A 23642-nucleotide genomic window follows, 5' to 3' on the forward strand; every position below is an offset into this window, starting at 1 on the left:
ACAACTGACTCTTTTATTTGCTGGTTTATTGGGAAGCGGGTTCGGGGCTGAGCTAATTAACAGCAGAAAATATTGCATTTTATCTATAGCTTATCCATGATCGATTCATGGCACTCTTAGGTTGTAAAGGTTTTAACTGAATATGGAATGGATTGCCGACCCCTCGATTTGGGCCGGGCTCATTACGCTTGTCGTTATTGAGCTGGTACTCGGTATTGATAATCTGGTTTTTATTGCCATTCTCGCGGAAAAACTTCCCCCCGCGCAGCGAGACCGGGCCCGCGTCACCGGTCTGCTACTCGCAATGGTGATGCGCCTCCTGCTGCTGGCTTCGATCTCCTGGCTGGTCACGCTAACCAAACCGCTCATGACCTGGCACGATCTGAGCTTTAGCGCCCGCGATCTGATTATGCTGTTTGGCGGATTATTCCTCCTCTTCAAAGCCACCGTTGAACTTAACGAACGGCTGGAAGGGAAAGATAGCGATAACCCAACCCAGCGCAAAGGCGCCAGGTTCTGGGGGGTGGTAGCGCAAATCGTGGTTCTTGATGCCATCTTCTCTCTCGACTCGGTGATAACCGCGGTCGGCATGGTTGACCACCTGGCGGTCATGATGGCTGCGGTGATTATTGCCATTAGCCTGATGCTGATGGCCAGTAAAGCCCTCACCCGCTTTGTTAACAGCCATCCGACCATCGTTATTCTCTGTCTGAGCTTCCTGCTGATGATCGGCTTTAGCCTGATTGCCGAAGGCTTTGGTTTCCCTATTCCTAAAGGCTACCTGTACGCGGCTATCGGCTTCTCGGTCATGATTGAATCCTTCAACCAGCTGGCGATTTTTAACCGCCATCGCTTTCTCTCGGCCAACCTGACGCTACGCCAGCGAACCACTGAAGCGGTGATGAATCTGTTGAGCGGGCGCAAAGACAGTAGCGAGCTGGATAGCGAGACCGCCTCGCTGGTTGCCGATCGCGACGATAACCCACTCTTCAATCCGCAAGAGCGGCGGATGATTGAACGGGTACTGAATCTCAATCAGCGTACCGTCAGCAGCATCATGACCTCGCGTCATGACATTGAACATATTGATCTCAGCGCGCCGGAAGAGGAGATTCGCGCCTTACTCGACAAAAATCAGCATACCCGCCTCGTGGTTACCGGAGGCGATGATGACGAGGATATGCTTGGCGTCGTGCACGTGATCGATCTTCTGCAGCAATCATTACGCCATGAACCGCTCAATCTGCAGGTTCTGATTCGTCAGCCGCTGGTGTTCCCGGAAACGCTGCCGCTGCTTCCTGCGCTGGAGCAATTCCGCAGAGCCAGAACCCACTTCGCCTTTGTGGTCGATGAATTTGGCTCTGTGGAGGGGATTGTGACGCTCAGCGACGTCATGGAGACCATCGCCGGAAATCTGCCTAATGAAGCAGAAGAGATCGATGCCCGTCACGATATTCACAAAAACGGCGACGGGAGCTGGACGGTCAACGGGCATATGCCGCTGGAAGACCTGGTCCAGTCCGTTCCTCTGCCGCTGGATGAGAAACGTGAATACCATACGGTTGCCGGTCTGCTGATGGAGTACCTGCAGCATGTGCCGCAGGAAGGTGAAGAAGTGAAACTTGACGGCTACGTGCTGCGCACGCTGCAGGTGGACAGCCATCGGGTACAAAAAGTACTGATAGTGCCGCCGGCGCAGGATGAAGATGAACTGGATTATGAAGTGTGATGCTCTCTTTGATGAAGCATCAAAAGCCGGACGCAGGCGGGTTAATCGATTTTTAAGGGTCTGCTAATCTTTCTGCCGGGTAGGGGCTATCGCCTTACCCGGCCGTCAAAACCTAAACGCTCAACACATCCCTCTTTAGCCGTAGGCCCGCGCAGGCGAAGCGCCGCCGGCAATTCCAGAGGAATGCGCATTGCCGGCAATCTGCGCACGATGCGCTTCTTCTGCTTTTCCTGGCTAACTTACAGTTTGTCGAGCAGCTTCTTCACATCCTTGCCGTCCTGGGTGTTTTTATTGCGTTCAGCCCATTCGCTAAGCCGTTTCCTGGCTTCATCCTGCAGCTGCTTGCGGAGTATCTGGTCAACCTGCAGGCTGTAGCTCAGCGTCTGCCAGTTACCATAAATTCGCAAAGGGATCGCCGTCTGCTTGAGCCTGTCGATGAGTTTGCTTTCGCCCTTCCAGCCGCCCAGTACCCGGACGTTGAAGAGCATATCACAATCTTCTTTCAGCAGGTTGAGCTCACCCTGACCGGTCAGCGCCATCATGTCAGATTGGCCCTGCATATGCGTCAAGGTGACCAGCCCATTATTCAGCGCAAACTCGGTGCTGACAGAGTCCAGTCGGGTCGCATTGTCGTAATTTTCCTGCGCCTGAACGTTGGTGCTGCGCTCGACGGCCTGCTGTACCAGCTGCTGGAAGTTGAGCCCTTCAGTGCGCGTATCAGTGAGCTGCGTTACCGCCTGCCCCTGCCAGCTGCGGCGGAACTCGTCGGCATCGATCTTACCGCCGGAGAACTCGCCGGTCAGCGAGAGCTTGCCGGTGAGGTTTATCGAATAATTAAACGCTTTCAGAATCGAGCCGATCTCGACGTTGTCGAGTTGCGGCTGGAAAGAGGCATGCGGCGTTGCGCCCCGCGCGTCGAGCGAGCCGGGGAGCGAGAGTCGTCCACCGTCCAGGCTCCCCTGCATCTGGTGAATCGTCAGCAGCCCCTGCTGGTTGCTGATTTCACTTTTCACCTGGGTAAAGTGCATTCCCCGCCACTGCAGCTGGTCAGCCGTCAGGTTCAGCCGGGCGTTAAACCCGCGCAGGGCGTTGTAATCCTGCTGAGTATCGTTATCCGCAATAACCGGGCGCAGCTGCCTGTTCTGGCTTTGCCCCTGCTGGTTAACGCTATTATCGCCAGAGGCGGAGGCATGAGAAAGCAGGCTATCGAGGTTGAGCGTGCCCGCCTGAAGGTTCAACGTCCAGTCAGGCTGGTCGCCCAGCACGACGCTGCCGTTGCCGGCAATGGTGCTGCCGTTAGCCGTTAAGTTCAGCCCATCGAAGCTGAGCTTTTTCGCATCCTCGACCCAGCTGGCCTGCATGCTGGCCTGGCCGCTAATCCCTTCGGGGGGAAGCTCCGCGCCGCGAAGCTGCCAGTTCAGTTGTGAAATATCCGCCTTCAGAGAATGAGGATAATCACCGCCCTGCACCTGGGCGGAGAAGGAAAGCGCCAGATCGCGCTGATCGCGGTTCACCCGGCCAGAGAAATCGACCGTGGCGCGATGGCTGCTGTCCTGCTCCATCTGCAAACGGATATCGCGCACCGTAACCTGCTCGCCATCTTCATGCTGAAAAAAGAGCACGCTATCGGCAATCTGTAGCTTCTGGACATCATACGACCAGCCGCGATCCTCCGGCACCTGAGGCAGCGTGTTGTCGTGCGGGACGACCGGAGCCCCCTTGCTACGCACGGCTTCGGTTTTGGAGGTCAGCTGGATCACCGCGCCCTTTAACATCACCTGCTTGACCTGCAGCTGATGGGAGATCAGCGGCAGCAGCCCGACGTCAAGGCGCATATTATCCGCGCGAATAACGGGTTCTTCAGCGCCCGGCGCGGTCAGGGTCATGCGGCCTGAGAGAATACTGAGCTGCGGCCAGACGTGCCAGCGCAGCGGCCCATTGAGCTCGAGCTGATAGCCGCTACGATCCGCCACCTCTTTGACCATATAGGCGCGAAAATCGTTGGGGTTGACCAGCAATACCAGCGCGGTAAGACCGGCGACAACTACCGCCAGTAAGATCATCAGCGTGGTCAGAATTCGTCTCATGGCATCCTCAGCAAACCGCTAAAATTATCAATCCTTGTCGATTCGACTCGCTACCGCGCCCTGCTGGTCGCGATATTTCGCATCTTCGCGGCGATTATAAGGCCGCATCGCCGGCCCGGATAACGGCTCAAAGCTTAACGCCCCGATCAGCATCCCCGGACGCAGCGCCAGCGGCAGCTTACCCGAATTATAGAATTCCAGTACGATGCAGCCGGACCAGCCCGGATCGATGCGGTGCGCGGTGACGTGCACCATCAGGCCCAGACGCGCCAGCGAAGAGCGGCCATCCAGCCAGCCGACGAGATCCGGCGGCAGGGTGACCGATTCAAAGGTCACCGCCAGCGCCAGCTCGCCCGGATGCAGGAAGAACGCTTCACCATCCGGCAGAACAATCTCTTCGCTCATCACGCGATCCAGCGCCGCGCTGACTTCCGCTTTAGGCCCGCTCAGGTCAATAAAGCCCGCCGTGTGCCCGCGGAAAGTCCGAAACTTATTTCCCAGCCGAACATCGACCGTTGCGCCGTTAATGCGCTCAACGGGCGGGCGCGGATTAATGGCCAGACGCCCCTCATCCAACCAGGCTTCTATATCTCGGTCGCACAGACGCATGAACGTTCTCCTTTAAGGCATTGCGCCCCTACGCCTTCCGGGGATAAGGGCAAATTGGCTTCTCTTTGCACGTTACACAATTCGTTCGTGTTATTCAAAGAACTGACTGATTTTGGCCTTCAATATATCGATGGCGATACGGTTCTTACCGCCGCGAGGCACGATAATATCGGCATACTGTTTGGAAGGGTCGATAAACTGTAGGAACATCGGGCGCACCGTTTTCTGGTACTGCGCCATTACCGAATCCATCGAACGCCCACGCTCGTTAACGTCTCGCTTAATGCGCCGCATCAGGCAGATATCCAGCGGGGTGTCGACAAAAATGGAGAAACTGAGTTCGTTGCGCAGGCGGGCGTCGGTCAGCAGCAGAATCCCTTCGAGAATGATGACTTTCTTCGGTTCAATATGAATGGTTTCCGGCATACGGGTATGCTCAACGTAGCTATACACCGGCAACTCTATCGGCTGGCCGCTTCTCAGCATCTGCAAATGCTGAAACAGCAGACTATGATCCATGGAGCTTGGGTGGTCATAGTTGGTTTTTACACGCTCTTCCATCGACAGATGACCTTGATCCTTGTAATAGCTGTCTTCCGGAATAACGCCGATATGTTCATCGCCGACCTGTTCACGTAATTCACGATATAGCGTACTGGCGATAAGGCTTTTGCCCGAAGCCGATGCGCCGGCGATGCCTATAATGACGCACTGATGAGACGTATCAGTCATAAATTTTTGCGACCTGATTAACCTGGGAATGTAGGAAGGGTGGCGGTTGACCGCCAAACGCCGCAATTATAGGGATTTCAGCGCGTCGATACCAGTGCTAAGCGCCTCCCGGGTCTATTCCTCCTCCGGCGACCAGCCTTGCGTATACCAGATATGCAGTAAAGCGTACGAGCGCCAGGGGTGCCAGCGGCTGGCATAGCGCGCAATCCGCGCCGGCGTCATGCCGGGAAAACGCTGTTTAATCAGATAATCATCCGCCAGGAAGATATCCGGCGCCTGCCAGCCGCGCAGCGCGAAATAGTTCGCCGTCCATCGGCCTATCCCGGGCAGCGTCTGCAGCTGCTTTATTCCGGCGTCGATATTCTCCGGCGCGAAGAGGGGGAGATCGCCGCGGATAGCCGCCTGCGCCAGGTGGATCAGCGCCTCCGCGCGCCGCAGGGGCATGCCCAGCGCCTTTAGCGCCAGCGGATCGGCCTGCGCCAGCCGCTGCGCGCTCGGGAAGAGATAAAAGCCCGGCGCGTCGGTCAACGGTTCCCCGAAGGCGGCCACCACTTTCCCGGTGAGCTTTGCCGCCATGGCCACGCTCACCAGCTGGCCGAGCACCGCCCGTACCGCTTGTTCAAACGCATCCAGGGAGCCCGGCAGACGAAGCCCCGGCCTTGGCAGCGCAAGGCTTCCCAGCGTCAGGGCGATCTGCTGCGGGTCGCAGGACAAATCAAATAAGCGCGCAACCCGCGCCAGGCACGACTCCGCGACCGGCTGCAGCCCGGCGGAAAGCGTCACCCGCATGCCCTGCGCGGCGTCATCCGGCGTCACCGTGATGAGTCCGGCGTGGCCATTCAGGGCGAAGCTGCGGCAATAGCTGTCGCCGGCAAAAGTTTCAATTCCCTGCACCGTACGCGCGCCAAGAAAATGAAACATCCATTGCCAGTCGTAGGGGGAATGCCAGGGTAGCAGCGTCATCATTTCTCCTTTTTTAGCGCTTCAATCATAGCGGCTCCGCGCCGCCTGCGCCTTGCTTTTAAATTCCAGTTGTCGCAGTGCCGTCAATCCGCTAAAGTCGCCCCCCTTCTTCACCGGCATGGGGATTTTGCAGGCTATGTTTATTGGTTTTGACTACGGTACCGCTAACTGTTCAGTGGCGGTGATGCGCGACAATACGCCGCAGCTGCTGACGCTGGAAAACGGCAGTTCACTACTGCCATCAATGCTTTGCGCGCCGACCCGCGAAGCGGTCAGCGAGTGGCTCTACCGCCATCACGACGTCCCGCCCAACGGTGATGAAAACCAGGCGCTGCTGCGTCGCGCGATAAGCTTCAACCGCGAGGAAGATATCGACGTACTCGGCAACAGCGTGCAGTTTGGTCTCGCTTCGCTGCATCAGTACGTTGAAGATCCGCAAGAAGTCTACTTCGTAAAGTCGCCGAAATCGTTTCTCGGCGCCAGCGGGCTTAAGCCGCAGCAGGTAGCGCTGTTTGAAGACTTAGTGTGCGCCATGATGCTGCATATCAAACTCCAGGCGCAAACGCAGCTAACGGATACCATCGACCAGGCGGTTATCGGCCGCCCGATTAACTTCCAGGGGCTGGGCGGCGATGATGCCAACGCCCAGGCGCAGGGCATTCTCGAACGTGCGGCAAAGCGCGCGGGCTTTCGCGACGTCGTGTTTCAGTTTGAGCCGGTCGCCGCCGGTCTGGATTTCGAAGCGACGCTGAGCGAAGAAAAACGCGTGCTGGTCGTCGACATCGGCGGCGGTACCACCGACTGTTCGCTGCTGTTGATGGGGCCGCAGTGGCGAGAAAAAGCCGATCGCCAGCAAAGCCTCCTCGGCCACAGCGGCTGCCGCGTCGGCGGTAACGACCTGGATATCGCCCTGGCCTTTAAATGCCTGATGCCGCTGCTAGGGATGGGCGGCGATACCGAAAAAGGCATCGCGCTGCCGATTCTGCCGTGGTGGAATGCGGTGGCCATTAACGACGTGCCGGCGCAGACCGACTTTTACAGTGCCGCCAACGGTCGCCTGCTTAACGATTTGCTGCGCAGCGCCCGCGATAGCGAAAAAGTCGCGCTGCTGCTGAAGGTCTGGCGTCAGCGTCTGAGCTATCGCCTGGTGCGCAGCGCGGAAGAGAGCAAAATCGCCCTTTCCGCGCAGCCGAACGTCACCGCGGGGCTGCCGTTTATTAGCGACGAGCTGGCGACAGCCATCAGCCAGCAGGGTCTGGAAGCTGCGCTGGATCAGCCGCTGGCCCGGATCATGGAGCAGGTTCAGCTGGCGCTGGATAATAGTAATGAAAAACCGGACGTGATTTACCTGACCGGCGGCAGCGCTCGCTCGCCGTTGATTAAAAAAGCGCTGGCGGCGCACCTGCCGGGTATTCCGGTTGCCGGAGGCGATGATTTTGGCTCGGTTACCGCCGGGCTGGCCCGCTGGGCGCAGGTGATGTTTCGCTAAACATCCGCTGCGTTCCCGCACCACAGAACGCAGTGAATTTGTAGCCCGGCTCAGCGCAGCGCGAGCCGGGCTACATCTTCCCGATAGCCCCCTGTTGTCACCCTTCACGCCGCGAAACGTAATCCCGCCGCTTTTCGCCAGTATAAATCTGCCGGGGGCGATAAATATTCAGCGGCGCTTCGTGCATTTCGTTCCAGTGCGCCACCCAGCCAAGCGTTCTGCCTACGGCGGTAATCGCCACAAACATCGATGAAGGCAGCCCCATCGCTTTAAGGATCACCGCGGTGTAGAAATCCACGCTCGGCGACAGGCCATTTTCAACAAAGTAGGGGTCGGTCAGCGCTACCTCTTCAAGGGCCATCGCCACCTGTAGCGGCATATCGGACATCCCCAGTTCCTTCAGCACCCGGTGACAGGTTTCGCGCAAAATAGCGGCGCGCGGATCAAGATGACGGTAGCGAGAGTTACCGAATCCCAGACGACGAAACGCCTGCGGATCGCGTTTCGCTTTGCTCAGGAACGCCGGAATTTGGTCGACGGTGTTGATCTCCTCCAGCATCCGCATACTGGCTTCGTTCGCCCCGCCGTGGGCCGGTCCCCATAAAGAAGCGAGCCCGGCGGCAATGCAGGCAAAAAGATTCGCCCCGGAGGAGCCCGCCGCCCGGACGGTGGTCGTCGATGCGCACTGGCCATGGTCGGCGTGCAGCACCAGGATCTGGTTCATCGCCTGCTCAATCACCGGATTCAGCTGATACGGCTCCGCCGGGATAGCAAACAGCATATGCAGGAAATTCCCCGCGTAGGAAAGATCGTTGCGCGGATACTGCGCCGGTTGCTCAATAGAAAACTTATAGCTCATCGCCGCCAGCGTCGGCATTTTCGACAGCAGGCGGGTGGCGGCCAGCGCGCGGTGCTCGGGATTTTCAACGTCCAGCACATCGTGATAGAACGCCGCCAGCGTGCCCACCAGAGCGCACATTAAGGCCATCGGATGCGAGTCGCGCCGAAAGCTGCTGCACATGCGGCCAATCTGCTCGTGTACCAGGCTATGGCGGGTAATCGTGTTTTTGAACGCCTGATAGCTGGCTTCGTCAGGCGCATCGCCCCGCAGCAGAATCCAGGCTACCTCAAGGAAGTCGCACTGGCGAGCCAGCTGATCGACCGGATAGCCGCGGTGCAGCAAAACGCTGTTTTCGGTATCAATCCAGGAGATGGCCGACGTACAGCCTGCGGTGTTAGCAAAACCGGGGTCGAAACTGCATATACCTGCGGACGCCAGCGGACGAATATCCATGCCGGGATAGCCCTGCGTCCCTGAGACCGTACTCAACGGAATGGACTGTTGTTCATCCAAAGACAGCGTTAGCGATTTCGTCGTCATCCTGTCAGGTCTCCTTGCACAACGAGTGAATGATTTACCTGGTCATTTCTCCAGGCGGAATAACCAACATAACCACAGTCGTCCGCGGATTCTTTGATGTAAATAACCAAAACATTGATAAAGGACCACTATTACGGGTGGGGAAGAAACAGAAAATCGCCCTTTCAACCGCATAAAATACGCTTACCCCGAAATTACCCTCGTCTAAATTCTACTATCACGCCTTAGAATACTGATTTTATTTCATTGCAGGTCAATATATAACCATTTTATTTTTTTGCCCGCATAAATCCGCTACTCGCACGCGGTGCCACGGTCTGCCGGTGTCAGTTTTTTATCACACGCTCGTCGGCGGTCTTTTATGAGGGTCTGTGCGACCGGTCATCCCATCAGCCGCGGTGGATTCATCGCCAAAGGCGCCTCGCTCGCCGCAGATATTGTCCGTTGTCGTTATTTCAGCGTAAATTAAACTTGAATATAACCCGCTGCTTTTATATGCGCTGATTAAATAATCTAATGCCAATTTTATATAGCTATCGCGTCAATTTATGGCATAACATCATAAACCCGTATGCTGTGCCTGAACTTTCAGGTTGCTTATTATGCACCTCCCCCCTACGTTAACGTTGATTGAGAATCTTCTTACGGCAGGTCTGGCCAGTTACCCGGCGTGCAGATAACGCTGGAATAATATCTTCGGCACCAGCAGAATGCTGCGTTGCCCGGCCCTGGACGTTTATTTCCCGAATGCGGAGGGGTACCTGTGCCTGCGGTAGCGTTCCTCTGCGTTTATACCGTCTGATTGATTAATCCATGCCACAAGGGGGCGTGATTGAATCGTTTGTGCGCTTTTTATGATCTTATTCGCAGGAGCCGCAGCGCGCATTTCTGGGCATGGTGCGGCGTCATTATCGCTCTGCAGATAGGGACGCCAGCCCGCGCGGAGGTCCGCCAGCTGGGTATTGATATTCCGGTCTACTGGTACGCCGACGCCAGCGACACGCTGACCCTCAACGCCTTTCTTTCGCTCCCTGAAGAGGCGCTAAAAACGGCGCCGCTTATCCCGTCGTTCGGCTACTCGACAAAGGCCTACTGGCTACGTACTTCGCTCCCGGCGGCCTTATTTGCTGGCGAACAGCGCTGGCTGCAGCTCGGTCCGTCGTTTGTCGATCGTTTGACCGTGTTTTATCGCCCCTACGGCAGCGACAGTCCGTGGCGACAGAAAGAGTTTGGCGACCATGCGTCTGCCAGGGATAACGATCTCGACTACCGCGAAAGCGTGCTGATTCTACCGCCCCCGCCCACGGCGGCTGGCTACGAGATGGTATTCCGTCTCCAGAGCAGCAGCACCCTGATTCTGCTGGCGACGCTCTCCTCCCCGCAGGAGTTCGTGCGTTCGGCCACCCTGGATACCGCTTTCTGGAGCTTCTATTTTGGCCTGGCGGTGATTGCCAGCGGCATCGCCCTGTGGCTTGCCGTCGCGCTGCGTCGGCGCCTGCTGTGGGGGATCTGCCTGTTCTCGCTAAACTATCCGCTCGTCGCGGCCCTGCATGGCTACCCGGAGTGGTTATTTGGCAGCGCCCTGCTGCCGGTTCAGGATTACATGATCAGTTGCCTGTCGCTGGTGAGCTACGCCACCGCGCTGTGGCTACATAGCGAAGTTTTCGATCTCAAGAAAAATATGCCGCGGCTGCATCAACTGTTGCTGGCGGCGATCGGTTTAAACATCGTTCTGCAAATCAGTATTCCGCTGGGCTTTTACGGCCTGGCGATGCAGATTGAAGCCGGGATATTTTTTATCGCCGCCCCTATTCTGTTGATCACGTCATGGATGCTGTGGCGGCGCAAAGCGGTTGATATCAACACCCTGCTGCTGGGGCTGCTGCCGCCGGTATACGTCGTCTCCGCCGGGCTGGCGCTGCTCTCTATCCACGGCGTCATTCCGTTTCATAACATGGTTTATTCCACCTGGCAGTACGCGCTGATTATCCACATCGTCACCGTCCTGATCATTGCCGTACTGCGGGTGCGGGCGGAAAACCGGACTCTGGTGCGCAAGCAGCAGCTGGCGCGAGAGCTACAGATTGAACGCGAGGCCAGCTTCCACCAGCGCCAGTTTATGGGAATGGTAGCGCATGAGTTCAGAACGCCGCTGGCGATCCTCCAGGCCGCGCTGGAAAACCTGCGCCTGTGCCCCTCAACGGTGACGCAGAGCTCGCGCCTCGACCGCATGCAGCGGGCGACAACCCGTCTGGTACAGCTTACCGATAATTGCCTGGCCGACGCCCGCCTCTCCTCCCGAGACCTGCACGCCGACAAGCAGGAAGCCGAACTGCTGCCGGTCATCCATATGGCCGCGACGGTCGTGGATCTTTCGCTTAATCATTATTTGAATGTCACCCTTGAGGGGCAAACTGTGGGTCCGGACTCCCCTTCGCCGGTGCTGTTTATTGATAGCGGGCTGCTGTGTATCGCTATCGCCAACCTGCTCGATAACGCGGTTAAATATGCCGCAGCCGGGGAGATAAGAGTCGAGATTTATCCGCAGGAAAAACACGTGGAATTACGCATTGGCGATCGCGGTCCCGGCATCCCGCCGGAACAGGTCGAGCATATCTACGAGCGCTATCGGCGCGGCGAAACGCACACCGCAACGCCGGCCGGGACCGGTCTTGGGCTGTATGTCGCCCGACAAATCATCCAGGCTCACGGCGGGGACCTGTGGCTGGCAGAAAATAGCTCAGCCGGATGCGAATTTGCGCTCACGCTCCCGCTGACGGGACAGCAGAAGGATAAACCATGACATTACGCGTAGCTATCATCGAAGATAGCGCAGATCTACTCGACGAGCTGCTGGCTTTTCTGCGCCATCGCGGCTTCGATGCCTGGGGCGTGGGCAGCGCCGAAGCCTTCTGGCGGCAGCTGCATCGCGCTCCGGTTGATATCGTGCTTATCGATATTGGCCTGCCGGGCGAAGACGGATTGAGCGTGCTGGATTATCTGCACGAGATTGGCCAGTTCGGCCTGGTCGTCATTACCGCCAGAGGACATGAGCAGGATCGGCTCCAGGCCTTAAACGCCGGCGCCGATCTCTATCTCATCAAGCCGGTCAACTTTTCCGACCTCGCGGAGAGCATCCAGGCGCTGGGCTCCCGGCTTCGCCAGCAACAACCGGCGGAACGCGTCAATCCGCCGCTATCAGCAGAGCGGCCAGCGCCGTCTCACTGGGTACTCCAGAGCGAGCACCTTGTGGCGCCGTCTGGGCTGGCCCTGCCGCTCACGCAGCAAGAGTACCGGCTGCTGGAAGTGTTAATGCGTAACCGCAATGAGGTCTGCAGCAAGGTTGACCTGCATACCTCTCTGTTTACCGATGAAGGCGAACCGGAACTGCATCGAATCGACGTCGTGATCAGCCGCCTGCGCCACAAGGCCCGCCTTCACGGTATCACCCTGCCGATTCGCGCGATTTTTGGCAAAGGGCTGGCGTTTCTGTCCTGACCTTTCCCCAGCCGGCAGCGGCAGCGCTGCCGGTCAGTATTCCGCCATCCGCGCGGCGTCATTGCGAATATGTTTTCAGTTTCGCTCCTCTTGTTAATTTTTTTCAGTTTTTGAGAGGAATGAGAGAAATGAGACTGACAGCACATTAAGAATTTTCTTACATTGACATGGCGTCGTGAGCACACCGGCCCAAAGCCTCCCTGAGCAAACCGACTATTGCTGATCCAGCAATAGCTGAATTCAGGACGCTTGCCGTGCGCTTTTCGGCCGCGTATCGCGAGCACGGTTTAAAGAAGAGTATAAAAATATTCCCGTGCCGGCGAGGTACATTTTTAACACCTAAAATTAAGTTAAAGGATATCTATCATGGCCATGCAAACATGGTTAGCCTTATTGCTGTGCATATTTTGCCTTTGCGTGTCTGTTTACAGCCTTGTTTCCTATATCAGAGACAGGAGAAAACAAAAAATTCCGTTTTCAGCTAAGAATTCTTCGCGCAGAAAATAACTAAAGCCCCGCGAATAATAACCAAATCTGTCCAGCAGCAGCCACCGCATACGCCCGGAGGATTGTTCACAACATGGCGTTATGTTGATTTATCAGGGAAATAACGCCATGAAAAAAATAAACATCGCCATCAACACCAGGAATACCTTTCTCCGAGAGTCGTTGGTTGCCATAGTCAATGAGCTCATCAGCCGCAGCGGTAATCTTAAAGCCGCTTTTTCTTATAAGCATAATGATTTTTTAGATAAGGATATCATCATCGCTGAAGTTCTTCCCGGCGAGATCTATCTGTGCAATACCAGTATAAAGAACCGTAAAAAAAACAGTTCGGTGATTATATTGCACAGCTATGACAAACTTCCGGAAAAGGAGCTGATCGTCAACTGCCTTAAGGGCGTTATCTTTGTCTCAATCAAAGCCGTTAATATCGATAAGATGTTTGAAATTATTGCCCACGAGCTGAAAAGAAGTGAACTGCTTCCTCTGGCGCAGAGGATCGACTCGCCGCTAATTTGCACAAACTGCCCGCATAAAATGTTGTCCAAATCGCAGGTAGCCGTCGCCACAGGCATTATTCATGGCTTTGATATCGGTAAAATTTCTGCTCTCAACAAAGTCACCCCCAAAACCATCACCTGGCACAAAAGCAAAATTATGGAAAAATACAGCCTTAATAACAATTATGACTTTTTCCAGTTTATTAACTTATTAAAAGAGCGCTGGTAAACGCGCGCACGCGCCATCGACGATGGCATTATGTACCGTAAAATTAAGAATTTGCTGGCTTGCGAGGAACGGGATTCCGAAAAAGATCGGTAAAATGAAAAACATCTACTCAGGCGTTACGGGCAGCGGGTAACATGACCCGGTTCCCTGGTATGAAAATACCGGAGCGTATTTTTATACAATAAAAAATGCCTCTACCAGGGAATCTGTTACTTCGTCACATTGCCCCTGGCGTGCCTGTCAGGGGCCTCTTTTTCTGCGCAAAAAGCGACCCCGTCAGAGAGGCCGCCCGACGATCAGGCTTGCGCCTGCTGAGGCGCGACTTCAGCCTCGGGTACCTCATTCTGCGACAGACCTTCATTTTTTGACAGCATCGCCGTCGCAATCCCGTTACCCAGCACGTTAATCGCTGAACGCCCCATATCGAGGAAATGGTCAATCCCCATCAGCAGTAAAATACCCGCCACCGGAATATTGAAGCTCGGGATGGTCGCCGCCAGCACCACCAGCGCCGAACGCGGTACCCCGGCAATCCCTTTCGAAGCCAGCATCAGCGTCAGCATCATTACGGTAATCTCGCTAAAGCTCAGCTGAATATTGTAAGCCTGGGCGATAAACATGGCGGCAAAAGAGCAGTACACCATTGAACCGACCAGATTAAAGGAGTAGCCAATTGGCAGCACAAACGACGCGATATTACGCGAGCAGCCAAATTCCACCAGACGCTCCAGGGTTTTCGGATAGGCCGCCTCGGAGCTGCTGGTCGTGAACGCCACCAGCACCGGATCTTTGAGCATGTTCAGCAGGCGAAAAACCTCTTTTTTGAGCACCATATACCCCACCGCCAGCAGCACCGCGCTGGTCAGCAGAATCGCGACATAGTATCCGCCGATAAACGAGGCGTAATTAAGCAGGATCCCCAGCCCCTGCGAGGCGATAACCGAAGAGATCGCGGCGAAAATCGCCAGCGGCGCGACGTACATCACATACCCGGTCACCTTCAGCATAATATGGGAAACCACGTTCAGCGCCGCCACCAGCGGGGCGTTGAATTTCTCCCCCAGCGATGCCCCGGCAATACCGAAGAACATCGAGAACACCACGATTTGCAGAATCTCGTTGTTGGACATCGCCTCGGTAATGCTGGTGGGGATGGTATGGGTCAGAAAGCCTTTCAGGCTCATCCCGCTCACCGCCAGCCCGGTATCCACGGACTCTTTCGGGATCGCCAGGTTCAAACCGGCGCCGGGATGCTCGAGGGTAACAATCACCAGCCCGACCAGAATGGAGAGAATGGACGAGGTAATAAACCACACCATGGCTTTACCGCCGACCCGCCCAATGGTCGCCGTTTCGCCCAGCCGCATAATGCCCACCGTCAGGGTACTGAACACCAACGGCGCAATGACCATCTTAATCAGGCGCAGAAACACGTCGGTAAGCAGCGTAATGTTTTCCGACCATGCGGTAATGGTCGTTTGCCCGGCGTAAGCGTGGATGGCCGCGCCGGAGAGGATCCCCAACAGCATGAAGATGACGATGAACAGCGTGAGTTTGTTTGCACTTGCCACAAAAATTAACCCCTGATTTATTTAACGTGTTGTTTTTTAATGTATATATGTTTTATTTATTGGAATACATTAAACATTCACCACATAAATTGAATAAAAGCAGGCGGGGTTACAACTCTTTTTTAGTTTTTATAGTAAAAGTTAATGTGCTCGTTGATATGCATCAAACCGTGTCGCGCCGCCGGTAAGATGAAAAAGGCGCCGGCGTCAGAGGACAACCGGCGCAAAGAGGCATTAGTGTTTTACGGTATCCTCCAGGAAGAAACGTCCCAGCGGATTCTGATAAAAACCGTCGATATTTTTGCGGCTGACGTTGCGGTACGGGCTGTAATACAGATCGACCCAGTTCACGTCGGCCTTAGCCATTTTTTGCAGGTCGATATACATCTGCTCGCGCTTTTTACTGTCCATTTCAACGCGCGCTGCGGCCACCAGCGCTTTAACCTGGTCGTTATGATAGCGGGTCATATAGTTCATATTGGCATCGTGACCCAGCACGAAGGTGGTTTTCTGATCGGGGTCGAGAATATCGTTGGTCCAGTACATCACCGATATATCGTACTCCCCGGCCACCAGCATATCCCAGCTCTGGCTCGGGTCGACTTTTTGCAAATTCACCGTCACCCCGGCTTTTGCCAGCTGCTGTTGTAGCAAAATGGCAATTTGCTCATCGACTTCATCCCCGGCATTGACCACATAGTTCAGCTTCAGGTCGGCAGCGCCCGCCGCTTTCAGCATCGCTTTGGCCTTTTGCGGATCGTATGGCCGGCGAAGATTATCCTGATAGTGGTAAAGCGCTCCGGCGGGAATATAGGAATTGGCCACCTGACCGTAGCCAAAGGTCACGGTTTTCACAATCGCGTCTTTATCAATCGCGAAGTCCAGCGCCTGACGGACTTCCACCTTGCCCAGCGCGCCGTGAGAATGATTGATCAGCAGATGGTCCTCGCGAGTAGAAGGATCCAGCTCCACCTTCAGATTGGCATCCTTTTGTAACGATGCAATGCGCGAGAAAGGCACGGTCAGCGCGGCGTCAAGTTCGCCGGCCTGCACTTTCAGCATGCGGGTATTGTCGTCCGGAATGGTTAACCACTCCACGCCATCCAGGCTGACGTTTTTCGCCTGCCAGAAGTTCGGGTTCTTCACCAGCACGATCTTTTCTCCGCGCAGCCACTCTTTCACGCTAAACGCGCCGGAGCCCACGGGCTTTTCGGCAAACGCCTCTTCGCCTTCCGCCTTCATCGCCTGCTGGGAAATCACCGAAGCGTTCGGCAGCGCCAGCTGCGATAAAAACGGCGCTGAAGGCGATTTCAGCGTCACCACCAGCGTGCGCGGGTCCGTGGCTTCCGCTTTGGCAATAATGCTATAGGAATCCCGCCACAGCGAGCCTTCATCATCGCGGATACGGATCAGGCTAAACGCCGCATCGCTGGCGGTCAGCGGCGTACCGTCCGAGAACCGGGTTTCGCGAATTTTGAAGGTATAGACTTTGCCATCCGGGGAAATCGTCCAGCTCTCGGCCACGCCCGGCTCCAGCTTCGTCCCGCTTTTATCCACCCGCACCAGCGGGTCAAAGACGTTGGAAAAGACCCAGTTATCCGCATTTTGCGCCGATTTTATCGGGTCAAACGTGGTGCTGTCCTCCCGGCGGCCAATGGTCAATACGCCGGCCGCCTGAGCTATTTCACTCACCACGCTGAGCGCCAGAAAAACGCTCGCCGCCAGTAACTTAATCTGCCTGTGCTTCATCAAAAGATCCCCCAGTTAACGGAAAAACGGTCTCATCGCCCGCGAGGTTGAGCACGCAGGCATAAGCGCGATCGGCAATCTGCCGGGTTGGTGGTGGTGCGCCGGTGCGGCACTGCACCTGCGCATAAGGGCAGCGCGGATGAAATGCACAGCCTTGTGGAACGGCTACGGGACTGGGCGGCTCGCCCCCCAGCAAATTTTTCGGCAGCGGTTTATCCGGGTCGATTTCCGGGATCGCCGAGACCAGCGCGGCGGTATAGGGATGCAGCGGTCGAGTGAAGACCGCTTCTGCCGGCCCCTCTTCCACAATTCTCCCGAGATACATCACCGCAACGCGATCGCAGAGCCGCCGCACAATCGCCAGATCGTGGGCGATAAACAGAATCGCCAGCCCCATCTTTTCCCGCAGATCCATCAGCAGATTGACGATCTGTCCCTGAATAGAGACGTCCAGCGCCGCGACGCACTCATCGGCCACGATCAGCCGCGGCTCCATGGCCAGCGCTCTGGCAATACCGACGCGCTGGCACTGGCCGCCGCTTAGCTGAGACGGTTTCGCGCTGGCCTGCTGCGGACGCAGGCCGACCAGGGTGAGCAGTTCCGCAACCCGCAGCGCTTCCTGCTCGCGCGGGACTTTCTGATGCACGCGCAGCACCTCGGAGATGCTTTCTCCTACGGTCTGCCGGGGATTCAACGAGGCATAGGGATCCTGGAAAATCATCGCGCTTTGCTGGCGCAGACGGGCAATATCGCTGGTTAAGCCATGGGTAATGCGCTGTCCGGCGAACCGCACCTCGCCATCGGCAACCCGTTCAAGCTGTAACAGCGCTCGGCCAAGCGTGCTCTTACCGCTGCCGGATTCGCCGACAAGGCCCAGCGTCTCGCCAGGAAAGATCTGCATCGTGACCCGGTTTACCGCGTGTACGACCCGCTTCGGCCGCCAAAGGCCGCCGGAAACCGGGAAGGTGACGCAAAGATTATCGGCCTCAAGCAGCGGCCAGCGAGCGTTAACCATTATCCCTCCTGCCGTGCTGGCAAAATGTGATGGCAGGCCACCGCGTGGCTATGGCAATCCTGCCCGTAACGCAGCAATGGCTGGCTCTGACACGCCTCATCAGCGCGGCGGCAGCGCGGGTGAAAGCGACACCCTGATGGGAAGTGGTCGGCGCTGGGCGGCTGGCCGTCGATGATCGTCAACCTCCCCTGCCCGCCTTCGCTGGCCGGCTGACAATCAATGAGCCCGCGGGTATAGGGATGCAGGGGCCCGCCAAGCACTTCGCGTTTGCCGCCCACTTCACACAGCCTGCCGCCGTACATCACCGCAATCCGGTCGCAGGTTTGCGCCACCACTCCGAGATCGTGGGTGATCATAATGACCGCCAGCCCCAGCTCGGCGCGCAGATCGCTGAGCAGGCGCAGAATCTGCATCTGCACGGTGACATCCAGCGCGGTGGTCGGTTCGTCGGCAATCAGCAGCCGGGGTTCCGGCGCGAGGGCAACGGCGATCATCGCCCGCTGGCGCATGCCGCCGGAAAATTCGTGCGGATAGCTATTGAGCCGATTCTGCGGGTCCGGGATACCGACCTGGCGCAGCAAGGCCAGCGCATCCTCCCGCGCCTGACGGCGGTTTGCCGCAAAGTGAAGGCGGCGACTTTCTGCAATCTGTTCTCCAATGGTCATCACCGGATTGAGATGGCTGGTCGGGTTCTGGAAAATCATACCGATTTCCCGGCCGCGCACCGCCGACATTTGCCCTTCGCTGAGGGACAAGATATCCCGGCCGTCCAGCAGAACCTCACCGCCGGTAATCCGCAGTCCGGCCCCCGGCAGCAGGCGCATCAGCGCCCGGCAGGTCACGGTTTTTCCCGACCCGCTTTCGCCAACCAGCCCAAGCATCTCCCCGGCTTCAAGCGTTAACGAGACGTTATCCACCAGCGCGACATCCTCGCCGCGCATGACCGTCAGCTGATTTACCTTCAGCAAGCTCATACGCGTTCCCCTAGCTTATCGCCCAGCCCATCGGCCAGCAGGCTGAAGCCCATCGCCAGCAGCACGATGGCAAGCCCCGGAAAGGTGGTTATCCACCATGCGGTAGTGATAAAGCTCTGCCCTTCGGCCACCATAATCCCCCATTCGGCGGTAGGAGGCTGCACGCCGAGCCCGAGATAGCTCACCGAGGCCCCGTTCAGCAGCACCAGAACGCAGTCGGACATCGAAAAAATGATGGCTCCGGTTAGCGCATTGGGCAGCAGATGGCGGAACAAAATCCGCAGATGGCCGTAGCCCAGACTGCGGGCCGCCAGAATAAAATCGCGCTGTTTCAGCGTCAGTACCTGAGCGCGTACCAGCCGGGCGTAGGAGACCCAGCCCACCATCGCCATCGCCATATAAAAGCTGCTCAGCCCCGGCCCGAGGATGGCGATAATCGCCAGCATCAGCACCAGAAACGGAAAGGCCAGCACGATATCAATAACCCGCATCACCAGCGCATCGGCCACGCCGCCGATATAGCCCGCCAGCGCCCCCAGGGTGGTGCCGAGCATAAAGGGGAACAGGACCCCCAGCAGGCAGATTTGCAGATCGACCCGCGCCCCCCACAGCACGCGGGAAAAAACGTCGCGGCCAAAGTTGTCGGTACCGAAGAGATGCGCGCCGCCCGGCGGCAGCAGGCTGGAAGAGGCGTCCTGGGCAATCGGATCGAACGGCGCTATCCACGGCGCCAGACAGGCGACCAGTAGCCATAGTCCGACTATCGCCAGCCCGGCGAAGAGCGCCTGCTGACGCGGGATCGCCCGCTGACGCAGGCGGGAAAAGGTCGCTATCGCCTTCATAGTTTTATCCTTGGGTCGAGGGCCACGGTCAGAATATCCGCCAGCAGGCTGACCGCCACGGTGGCAAGGGCAAAGACCATTACCACGCCCTGCACCACCATGTAGTCGCGGCTAAAAATCGCCTTAACCAGCAGCTGTCCGAGGCCGGGGATAGCAAACACGCTTTCAATCACCACCGTACTGCCTATAAGCCAGCCAATATTCACCGCCAGCAGATTGATGGTCGGCACCAGCGAGTTCGGCAGCACGTGCCGCCAGAAGATACGTCTTTCCTGCTGCCCGCGCGCCCGGGCCGCCACCACATAGTCGCTATTCATCTCCATCAGCAGGCTGGCGCGCAGGTTGCGAATCAATACCGCCGACAGCGCCAGCGCCACGGTCAGGCACGGCAGAACCATATGGTGCAGTTGGTCTAAAAAATCGCTGCCGTAGCCGGAGACCGGAAACCAGCCGAGCACGATACTGAACAGCAGAATCAGCATGATGCCGAGCCAGAATGCCGGGAATCCGAGCCCGGCGGTCGTAAACAGACGAATCAACCGATCGGCGAGACGCCCGCGCTGGCGTGCGGCTATCGCCGCCAGCGGCACCGTCAACGCTACCGCCAGCAGAACGCTGCCGAGCACCAGCCACAGCGTCGGTTCCAGCCGCGAGGCAATCAGCTTCAGGGTATCCACCCGGTATACAATCGACTTCCCCAGCTCGCCCTGCAGCAGGTTGCGCAGAAAATAGCCGTACTGAACCCACAGCGGTTCATCGAGGGCAAACTGCGCGCGGATGCGGGCCAGCGCCGCCGGCGTGCTGCGCACCCCCAGCAGAATACGCGCCGGATCGCCGGGGATCGCGCGCACCATCATGAAGGTGATCAGGCTGATACCCAGCAGAACCGGCAGCAGCTGTAGCGGGCGAAAAAGCAGAAAGCGGTAACGATGCATTAACAGCCTCCCGCGTCGCGCTGGCGCGCCAGAAAATCGAGCAGCACCGGGTAGTAAGCCTGCGGCTCTTCGTAAAACGGCATGTGGCTGCTGTTGGCAAAAATGGCTATTTCAGCGTTCGCCAGCCCCTGCTTCATTTTCAAGGCGCAGGCGGGCGTCAGTTCATCGTGCTGGCCGCTGGTGATCAAACAGGGCACACGGATTGACGCCAGCTCAGCGCTGCGGTTCCAGTTTTTTAAATTACCGGTATAGAGGAATTCGTTCGGCCCCTGCATGGTGATATACGGGCCCATATTCCAGTCCCCAAGCGAGCGGATAACCGGCTCTGGCCAGACGTCAAGGCGGCACACGTGACGGTAATTCAGCAGCGTAATCGCCGCCTGATAGGCCGGATGGTCTAGCCAGCCGAGCGCTTCGTAGCGCTGCATCATCGCGACGGTTTCTGGCCCCAGCGCCCCGCGCAGACGGTTCAGCTCCTGCACCAGATGCGGCATATCGGCGACGGTGTTTTCCAGAATCAGCGAGCGAATTGCGCCAGGATGGTGCAATGCCACTTCAATCGCCAGCCATCCGCCCCACGAGTGACCAAGCAGATGCACCTGACCAAGGCCCAAAGTCCGGCGGACGGTCTCCACTTCACGCACATAGCGCGCCATCGTCCACAGGCTGGCGTCATCCGGCCGGTCGGACTTTCCGGTCCCCAACTGGTCAAAGGCGATCACCCGATAGCCGTGCTGTTTCAGACAAGCGTGGGCTTCACGCAGATAGTCGCAGGGCAGCCCCGGTCCGCCGTTGAGGCAGAGAATGGTCTCATCGCCGTCGCCAAACTGATAGGCCACGACGTTATAGCCTTCCACCGCAATGTTATGGCACCGGTCGGGCGCTATTTCGCTCCACATGGTCTATTCCTCATCGTCGATGGTAAGAGGGTTGGGGTCTGTCTTAACGCTAACGGCAACCCCGGACGCTGAACAGTTAGCAAAAATACTAGTTTTGCGCCGCGCCGGAACGGCACCGGAATTGCATATCTTTGGGCCAGCTACTGACGGATTTGCACAAATCGTGCCCGTCGCAGGTCTCGTTTTAGGTGAAGGGGGTTATATGCGACTGGAGTTTGACCACCCCGGCAGCGCGCGGGCGGCCAGCCTGGATGACGCATTCAGCGGGCTTTTTCAGCACACCCGGAGGTTGGGATTTGAGGCGGTGATTTACGATTACACGCCGGTTCCGCGTTCTCTGGAAGGAGAACTGATTACGCCCTCGCTGCTGAAAACGTTCAACGTGCCGGAAGATATGCGCCAGCTATGGTGCGAGCGCGGATATTACCAGGTGGATCCGGTACAGCACTGCGCGCTCGAGAGCTGCGCGCCTTTTGTCTGGTCCTATCAACGGCCGGACAGCAGCATGCTGCGCGGGAGGCTGGACAATCATCCCACCGCGGTCACCGACTATATGCGCGAACACAATATGCCCTGCGGCGCGACGGTTCCCCTGCATCTCCCCAACGGAGGGTTCGTGACCCTCACCGGCATCCATACCGGCCAGCGTCAGGAGCGGGAAATCAGCGCCACCCTGGCGCAGCTGATGCTGCTTGCCTGGCAGTTTCAGGAGTCCGCCTTCCCGCTGTTCGACAGCACTATGCTCACCTGCCGTCACGTCAAGCTGAGCAACCGCGAGCGCGAATGCCTGGCGTGGTCCGCCGAGGGGCTTACCGCCAAAGAGATCGCCCGCAAGCTGCATCGCTCGGTGGCGACGGTGACGCTGCATCTCAATACCGCGGCCAAAAAGCTGGGCGCCAGCAACCGCGTGCAGGCGGTGGTCCGCGCCCTGCACTACCGTCTGCTCGACAGCTAAGAACTAGCATTTTTGCTAGTGTTCAGCCGCGGTTGCCAGCCTTTACCCTGAAAGCCGGTCCACTTAGCAGGGTAAAGATGATTCATGTATACCATCCGCGAAGGTTACGCCCCGTTTCGGCACTATCAAACCTGGTTTCGCGTTTGCGGCGATATCGATAGCGGACTCACGCCGCTGGTCGTCGCCCACGGCGGGCCGGGGTGCACGCATGATTACGTCGATGCGTTCCGCGATATCGCCCTCAGCGGGCGAGCGGTGATCCACTACGATCAGTTAGGCAACGGGCGTTCAACCCATTTACCGCAGCAGCCCGCCGACTTCTGGCAACCGGCGCTGTTTCTTGACGAACTGGCTAACCTGCTGCTGCATCTCAATATTGCCGATAATTACGCCCTGCTCGGCCAATCTTGGGGAGGTATGCTCGGCGCGGAGCACGCCGTGACGCAGCCAAAGGGGTTAAAGGCGCTGATTATCGCCAACTCCCCGGCATCGATGGCGCTGTGGCTGCAGGGTGCGGCAAAGCTGCGGGCGCAGCTGCCCGCCGACGTCCAGCAGACGTTGCTGGACCATGAGGCGGCAGGAACGCTGGACAGCGCGGAATATAAGGCGGCAAGCGCAGTATTTTATCAACGCCACGTCTGTCGGCTCGATCCCTGGCCGGCGGAAGTGCGGCGCACCTTCGATGCCATGGATGCCGACCCGACGGTTTATCACGCCATGAATGGCCCCACCGAATTCCACGTTATCGGCAGCATGAAAGCATGGACGATTATCGACCGCCTCGCGCGCATTACGGTTCCGGTTCTGCTGATTTCCGGGCGCTACGATGAAGCCACGCCGGAAGTGGTACAACCCTTTATGGACCATATCTCCGGCGCCGAGTGGGTCATTTTCGAAGCTTCGAGCCATATGCCGCACGTCGAAGAGCGCGAGCTGTGCATGAAGACGGTAAACGACTTTTTAGGCCGAGCGATATCATAA

20 protein-coding genes are annotated in these 23642 nt (G+C 57.4%); 8 read left to right on the plus strand and 12 right to left on the minus strand.

Going from position 1 to position 23642, the window contains the following annotated elements:
- Positions 1–142: 142 nt before the first annotated feature.
- The gene (locus SIK97_RS13770) at positions 143–1729 is read left to right on the plus strand and encodes a TerC family protein (protein ID WP_014230075.1); all 1587 of its coding nucleotides are present in this window, start codon (positions 143–145) and stop codon (positions 1727–1729) included.
- Between the two features lie 239 nt (positions 1730–1968).
- Here SIK97_RS13770 and asmA read toward each other — a convergent pair whose 3' ends face one another.
- The 4 genes from asmA to alkA form a co-directional block, all read right to left on the minus strand.
- Positions 1969–3816 (minus strand): outer membrane assembly protein AsmA, encoded by a 1848-nt coding sequence (gene asmA / locus SIK97_RS13775; RefSeq protein WP_057173278.1) that lies wholly within the window; start codon positions 3814–3816, stop codon positions 1969–1971.
- Between the two features lie 27 nt (positions 3817–3843).
- On the minus strand, positions 3844–4425 hold the full coding sequence (dcd, locus tag SIK97_RS13780) for a dCTP deaminase (protein WP_004852489.1): 582 nt from the start codon (positions 4423–4425) through the stop codon (positions 3844–3846).
- Positions 4426–4515: 90 nt separating this feature from the next.
- Positions 4516–5157: a uridine kinase gene (udk, locus tag SIK97_RS13785; RefSeq protein WP_004122537.1), complete on the minus strand. Its 642-nt coding sequence runs from the start codon at positions 5155–5157 to the stop codon at positions 4516–4518.
- A gap of 114 nt (positions 5158–5271) precedes the next feature.
- The gene (gene alkA, locus SIK97_RS13790; RefSeq protein ID WP_057173277.1) at positions 5272–6120 is read right to left on the minus strand and encodes a DNA-3-methyladenine glycosylase 2; all 849 of its coding nucleotides are present in this window, start codon (positions 6118–6120) and stop codon (positions 5272–5274) included.
- A 136-nt stretch (positions 6121–6256) separates the two neighbouring features.
- Here alkA and yegD point away from each other — a divergent pair, with 136 nt between their 5' ends.
- Entirely contained in the window at positions 6257–7609 is a 1353-nt protein-coding gene (gene yegD, locus SIK97_RS13795; RefSeq protein ID WP_057173276.1) for a molecular chaperone, read from the plus strand.
- A 97-nt stretch (positions 7610–7706) separates the two neighbouring features.
- Here the strand turns inward: yegD and SIK97_RS13800 are convergent, their stop codons facing one another.
- Positions 7707–8990 carry a citrate synthase gene (locus SIK97_RS13800; protein WP_025107768.1) on the minus strand — a complete coding sequence of 428 codons (1284 nt, stop codon included), beginning with the start codon at positions 8988–8990 and terminating at the stop codon, positions 7707–7709.
- An 841-nt stretch (positions 8991–9831) separates the two neighbouring features.
- Here SIK97_RS13800 and SIK97_RS13805 point away from each other — a divergent pair.
- The 4 genes from SIK97_RS13805 to SIK97_RS13820 all read left to right on the plus strand — a co-directional run bounded on the left by SIK97_RS13805 (position 9832) and on the right by SIK97_RS13820 (position 13721).
- Positions 9832–11793, plus strand: a complete 1962-nt coding sequence (locus SIK97_RS13805) for a sensor histidine kinase (protein ID WP_227518207.1) — start codon at positions 9832–9834, stop codon at positions 11791–11793.
- Positions 11790–12488 (plus strand): response regulator transcription factor, encoded by a 699-nt coding sequence (locus SIK97_RS13810; protein WP_057173274.1) that lies wholly within the window; start codon positions 11790–11792, stop codon positions 12486–12488. Before SIK97_RS13805 ends, SIK97_RS13810 begins: the two co-directional genes overlap by 4 nt.
- Before the next feature lie 366 nt (positions 12489–12854).
- A complete protein-coding gene (locus SIK97_RS13815; protein WP_139134470.1) occupies positions 12855–12995 on the plus strand; it encodes a small membrane protein in 141 nt (46 codons plus the stop codon).
- A gap of 108 nt (positions 12996–13103) precedes the next feature.
- Positions 13104–13721, plus strand: coding sequence for a helix-turn-helix transcriptional regulator (locus tag SIK97_RS13820; RefSeq protein ID WP_048261035.1), 618 nt, complete (start codon positions 13104–13106; stop codon positions 13719–13721).
- A gap of 296 nt (positions 13722–14017) precedes the next feature.
- Here the strand turns inward: SIK97_RS13820 and SIK97_RS13825 are convergent, their stop codons facing one another.
- The 7 genes from SIK97_RS13825 to SIK97_RS13855 all read right to left on the minus strand — a co-directional run bounded on the left by SIK97_RS13825 (position 14018) and on the right by SIK97_RS13855 (position 21706).
- Positions 14018–15292, minus strand: coding sequence for a dicarboxylate/amino acid:cation symporter (locus SIK97_RS13825; RefSeq protein WP_004852509.1), 1275 nt, complete (start codon positions 15290–15292; stop codon positions 14018–14020).
- A 234-nt stretch (positions 15293–15526) separates the two neighbouring features.
- On the minus strand, positions 15527–17041 hold the full coding sequence (locus tag SIK97_RS13830; RefSeq protein WP_025107772.1) for an ABC transporter substrate-binding protein: 1515 nt from the start codon (positions 17039–17041) through the stop codon (positions 15527–15529).
- Positions 17022–18056 carry an ABC transporter ATP-binding protein gene (locus SIK97_RS13835; RefSeq protein ID WP_049080011.1) on the minus strand — a complete coding sequence of 345 codons (1035 nt, stop codon included), beginning with the start codon at positions 18054–18056 and terminating at the stop codon, positions 17022–17024. Before SIK97_RS13835 ends, SIK97_RS13830 begins: the two co-directional genes overlap by 20 nt.
- Complete coding sequence (locus SIK97_RS13840) at positions 18056–19030, minus strand: ABC transporter ATP-binding protein (protein ID WP_014230085.1); 975 nt, start codon at positions 19028–19030, stop codon at positions 18056–18058. Before SIK97_RS13840 ends, SIK97_RS13835 begins: the two co-directional genes overlap by 1 nt.
- A complete protein-coding gene (locus SIK97_RS13845; protein WP_047723290.1) occupies positions 19027–19872 on the minus strand; it encodes an ABC transporter permease in 846 nt (281 codons plus the stop codon). Before SIK97_RS13845 ends, SIK97_RS13840 begins: the two co-directional genes overlap by 4 nt.
- Positions 19869–20807 (minus strand): ABC transporter permease, encoded by a 939-nt coding sequence (locus SIK97_RS13850; protein WP_004852520.1) that lies wholly within the window; start codon positions 20805–20807, stop codon positions 19869–19871. The genes SIK97_RS13845 and SIK97_RS13850 overlap by 4 nt, the downstream gene beginning before the upstream one ends.
- On the minus strand, positions 20807–21706 hold the full coding sequence (locus tag SIK97_RS13855) for a proline iminopeptidase-family hydrolase (protein ID WP_014838968.1): 900 nt from the start codon (positions 21704–21706) through the stop codon (positions 20807–20809). Before SIK97_RS13855 ends, SIK97_RS13850 begins: the two co-directional genes overlap by 1 nt.
- Before the next feature lie 202 nt (positions 21707–21908).
- Between SIK97_RS13855 and SIK97_RS13860 the strand changes: the two genes are divergently transcribed.
- Both SIK97_RS13860 and SIK97_RS13865 read left to right on the plus strand, forming a co-directional pair.
- Positions 21909–22661, plus strand: a complete 753-nt coding sequence (locus SIK97_RS13860; protein WP_032719850.1) for a helix-turn-helix transcriptional regulator — start codon at positions 21909–21911, stop codon at positions 22659–22661.
- An 84-nt stretch (positions 22662–22745) separates the two neighbouring features.
- Entirely contained in the window at positions 22746–23642 is an 897-nt protein-coding gene (locus SIK97_RS13865; RefSeq protein WP_057173273.1) for a proline iminopeptidase-family hydrolase, read from the plus strand.

The sequence above is a fragment of the Klebsiella sp. JN_Kp126 genome (assembly GCF_033843325.1).
GTDB classification, from domain to species: Bacteria; Pseudomonadota; Gammaproteobacteria; order Enterobacterales; family Enterobacteriaceae; genus Klebsiella; species Klebsiella michiganensis.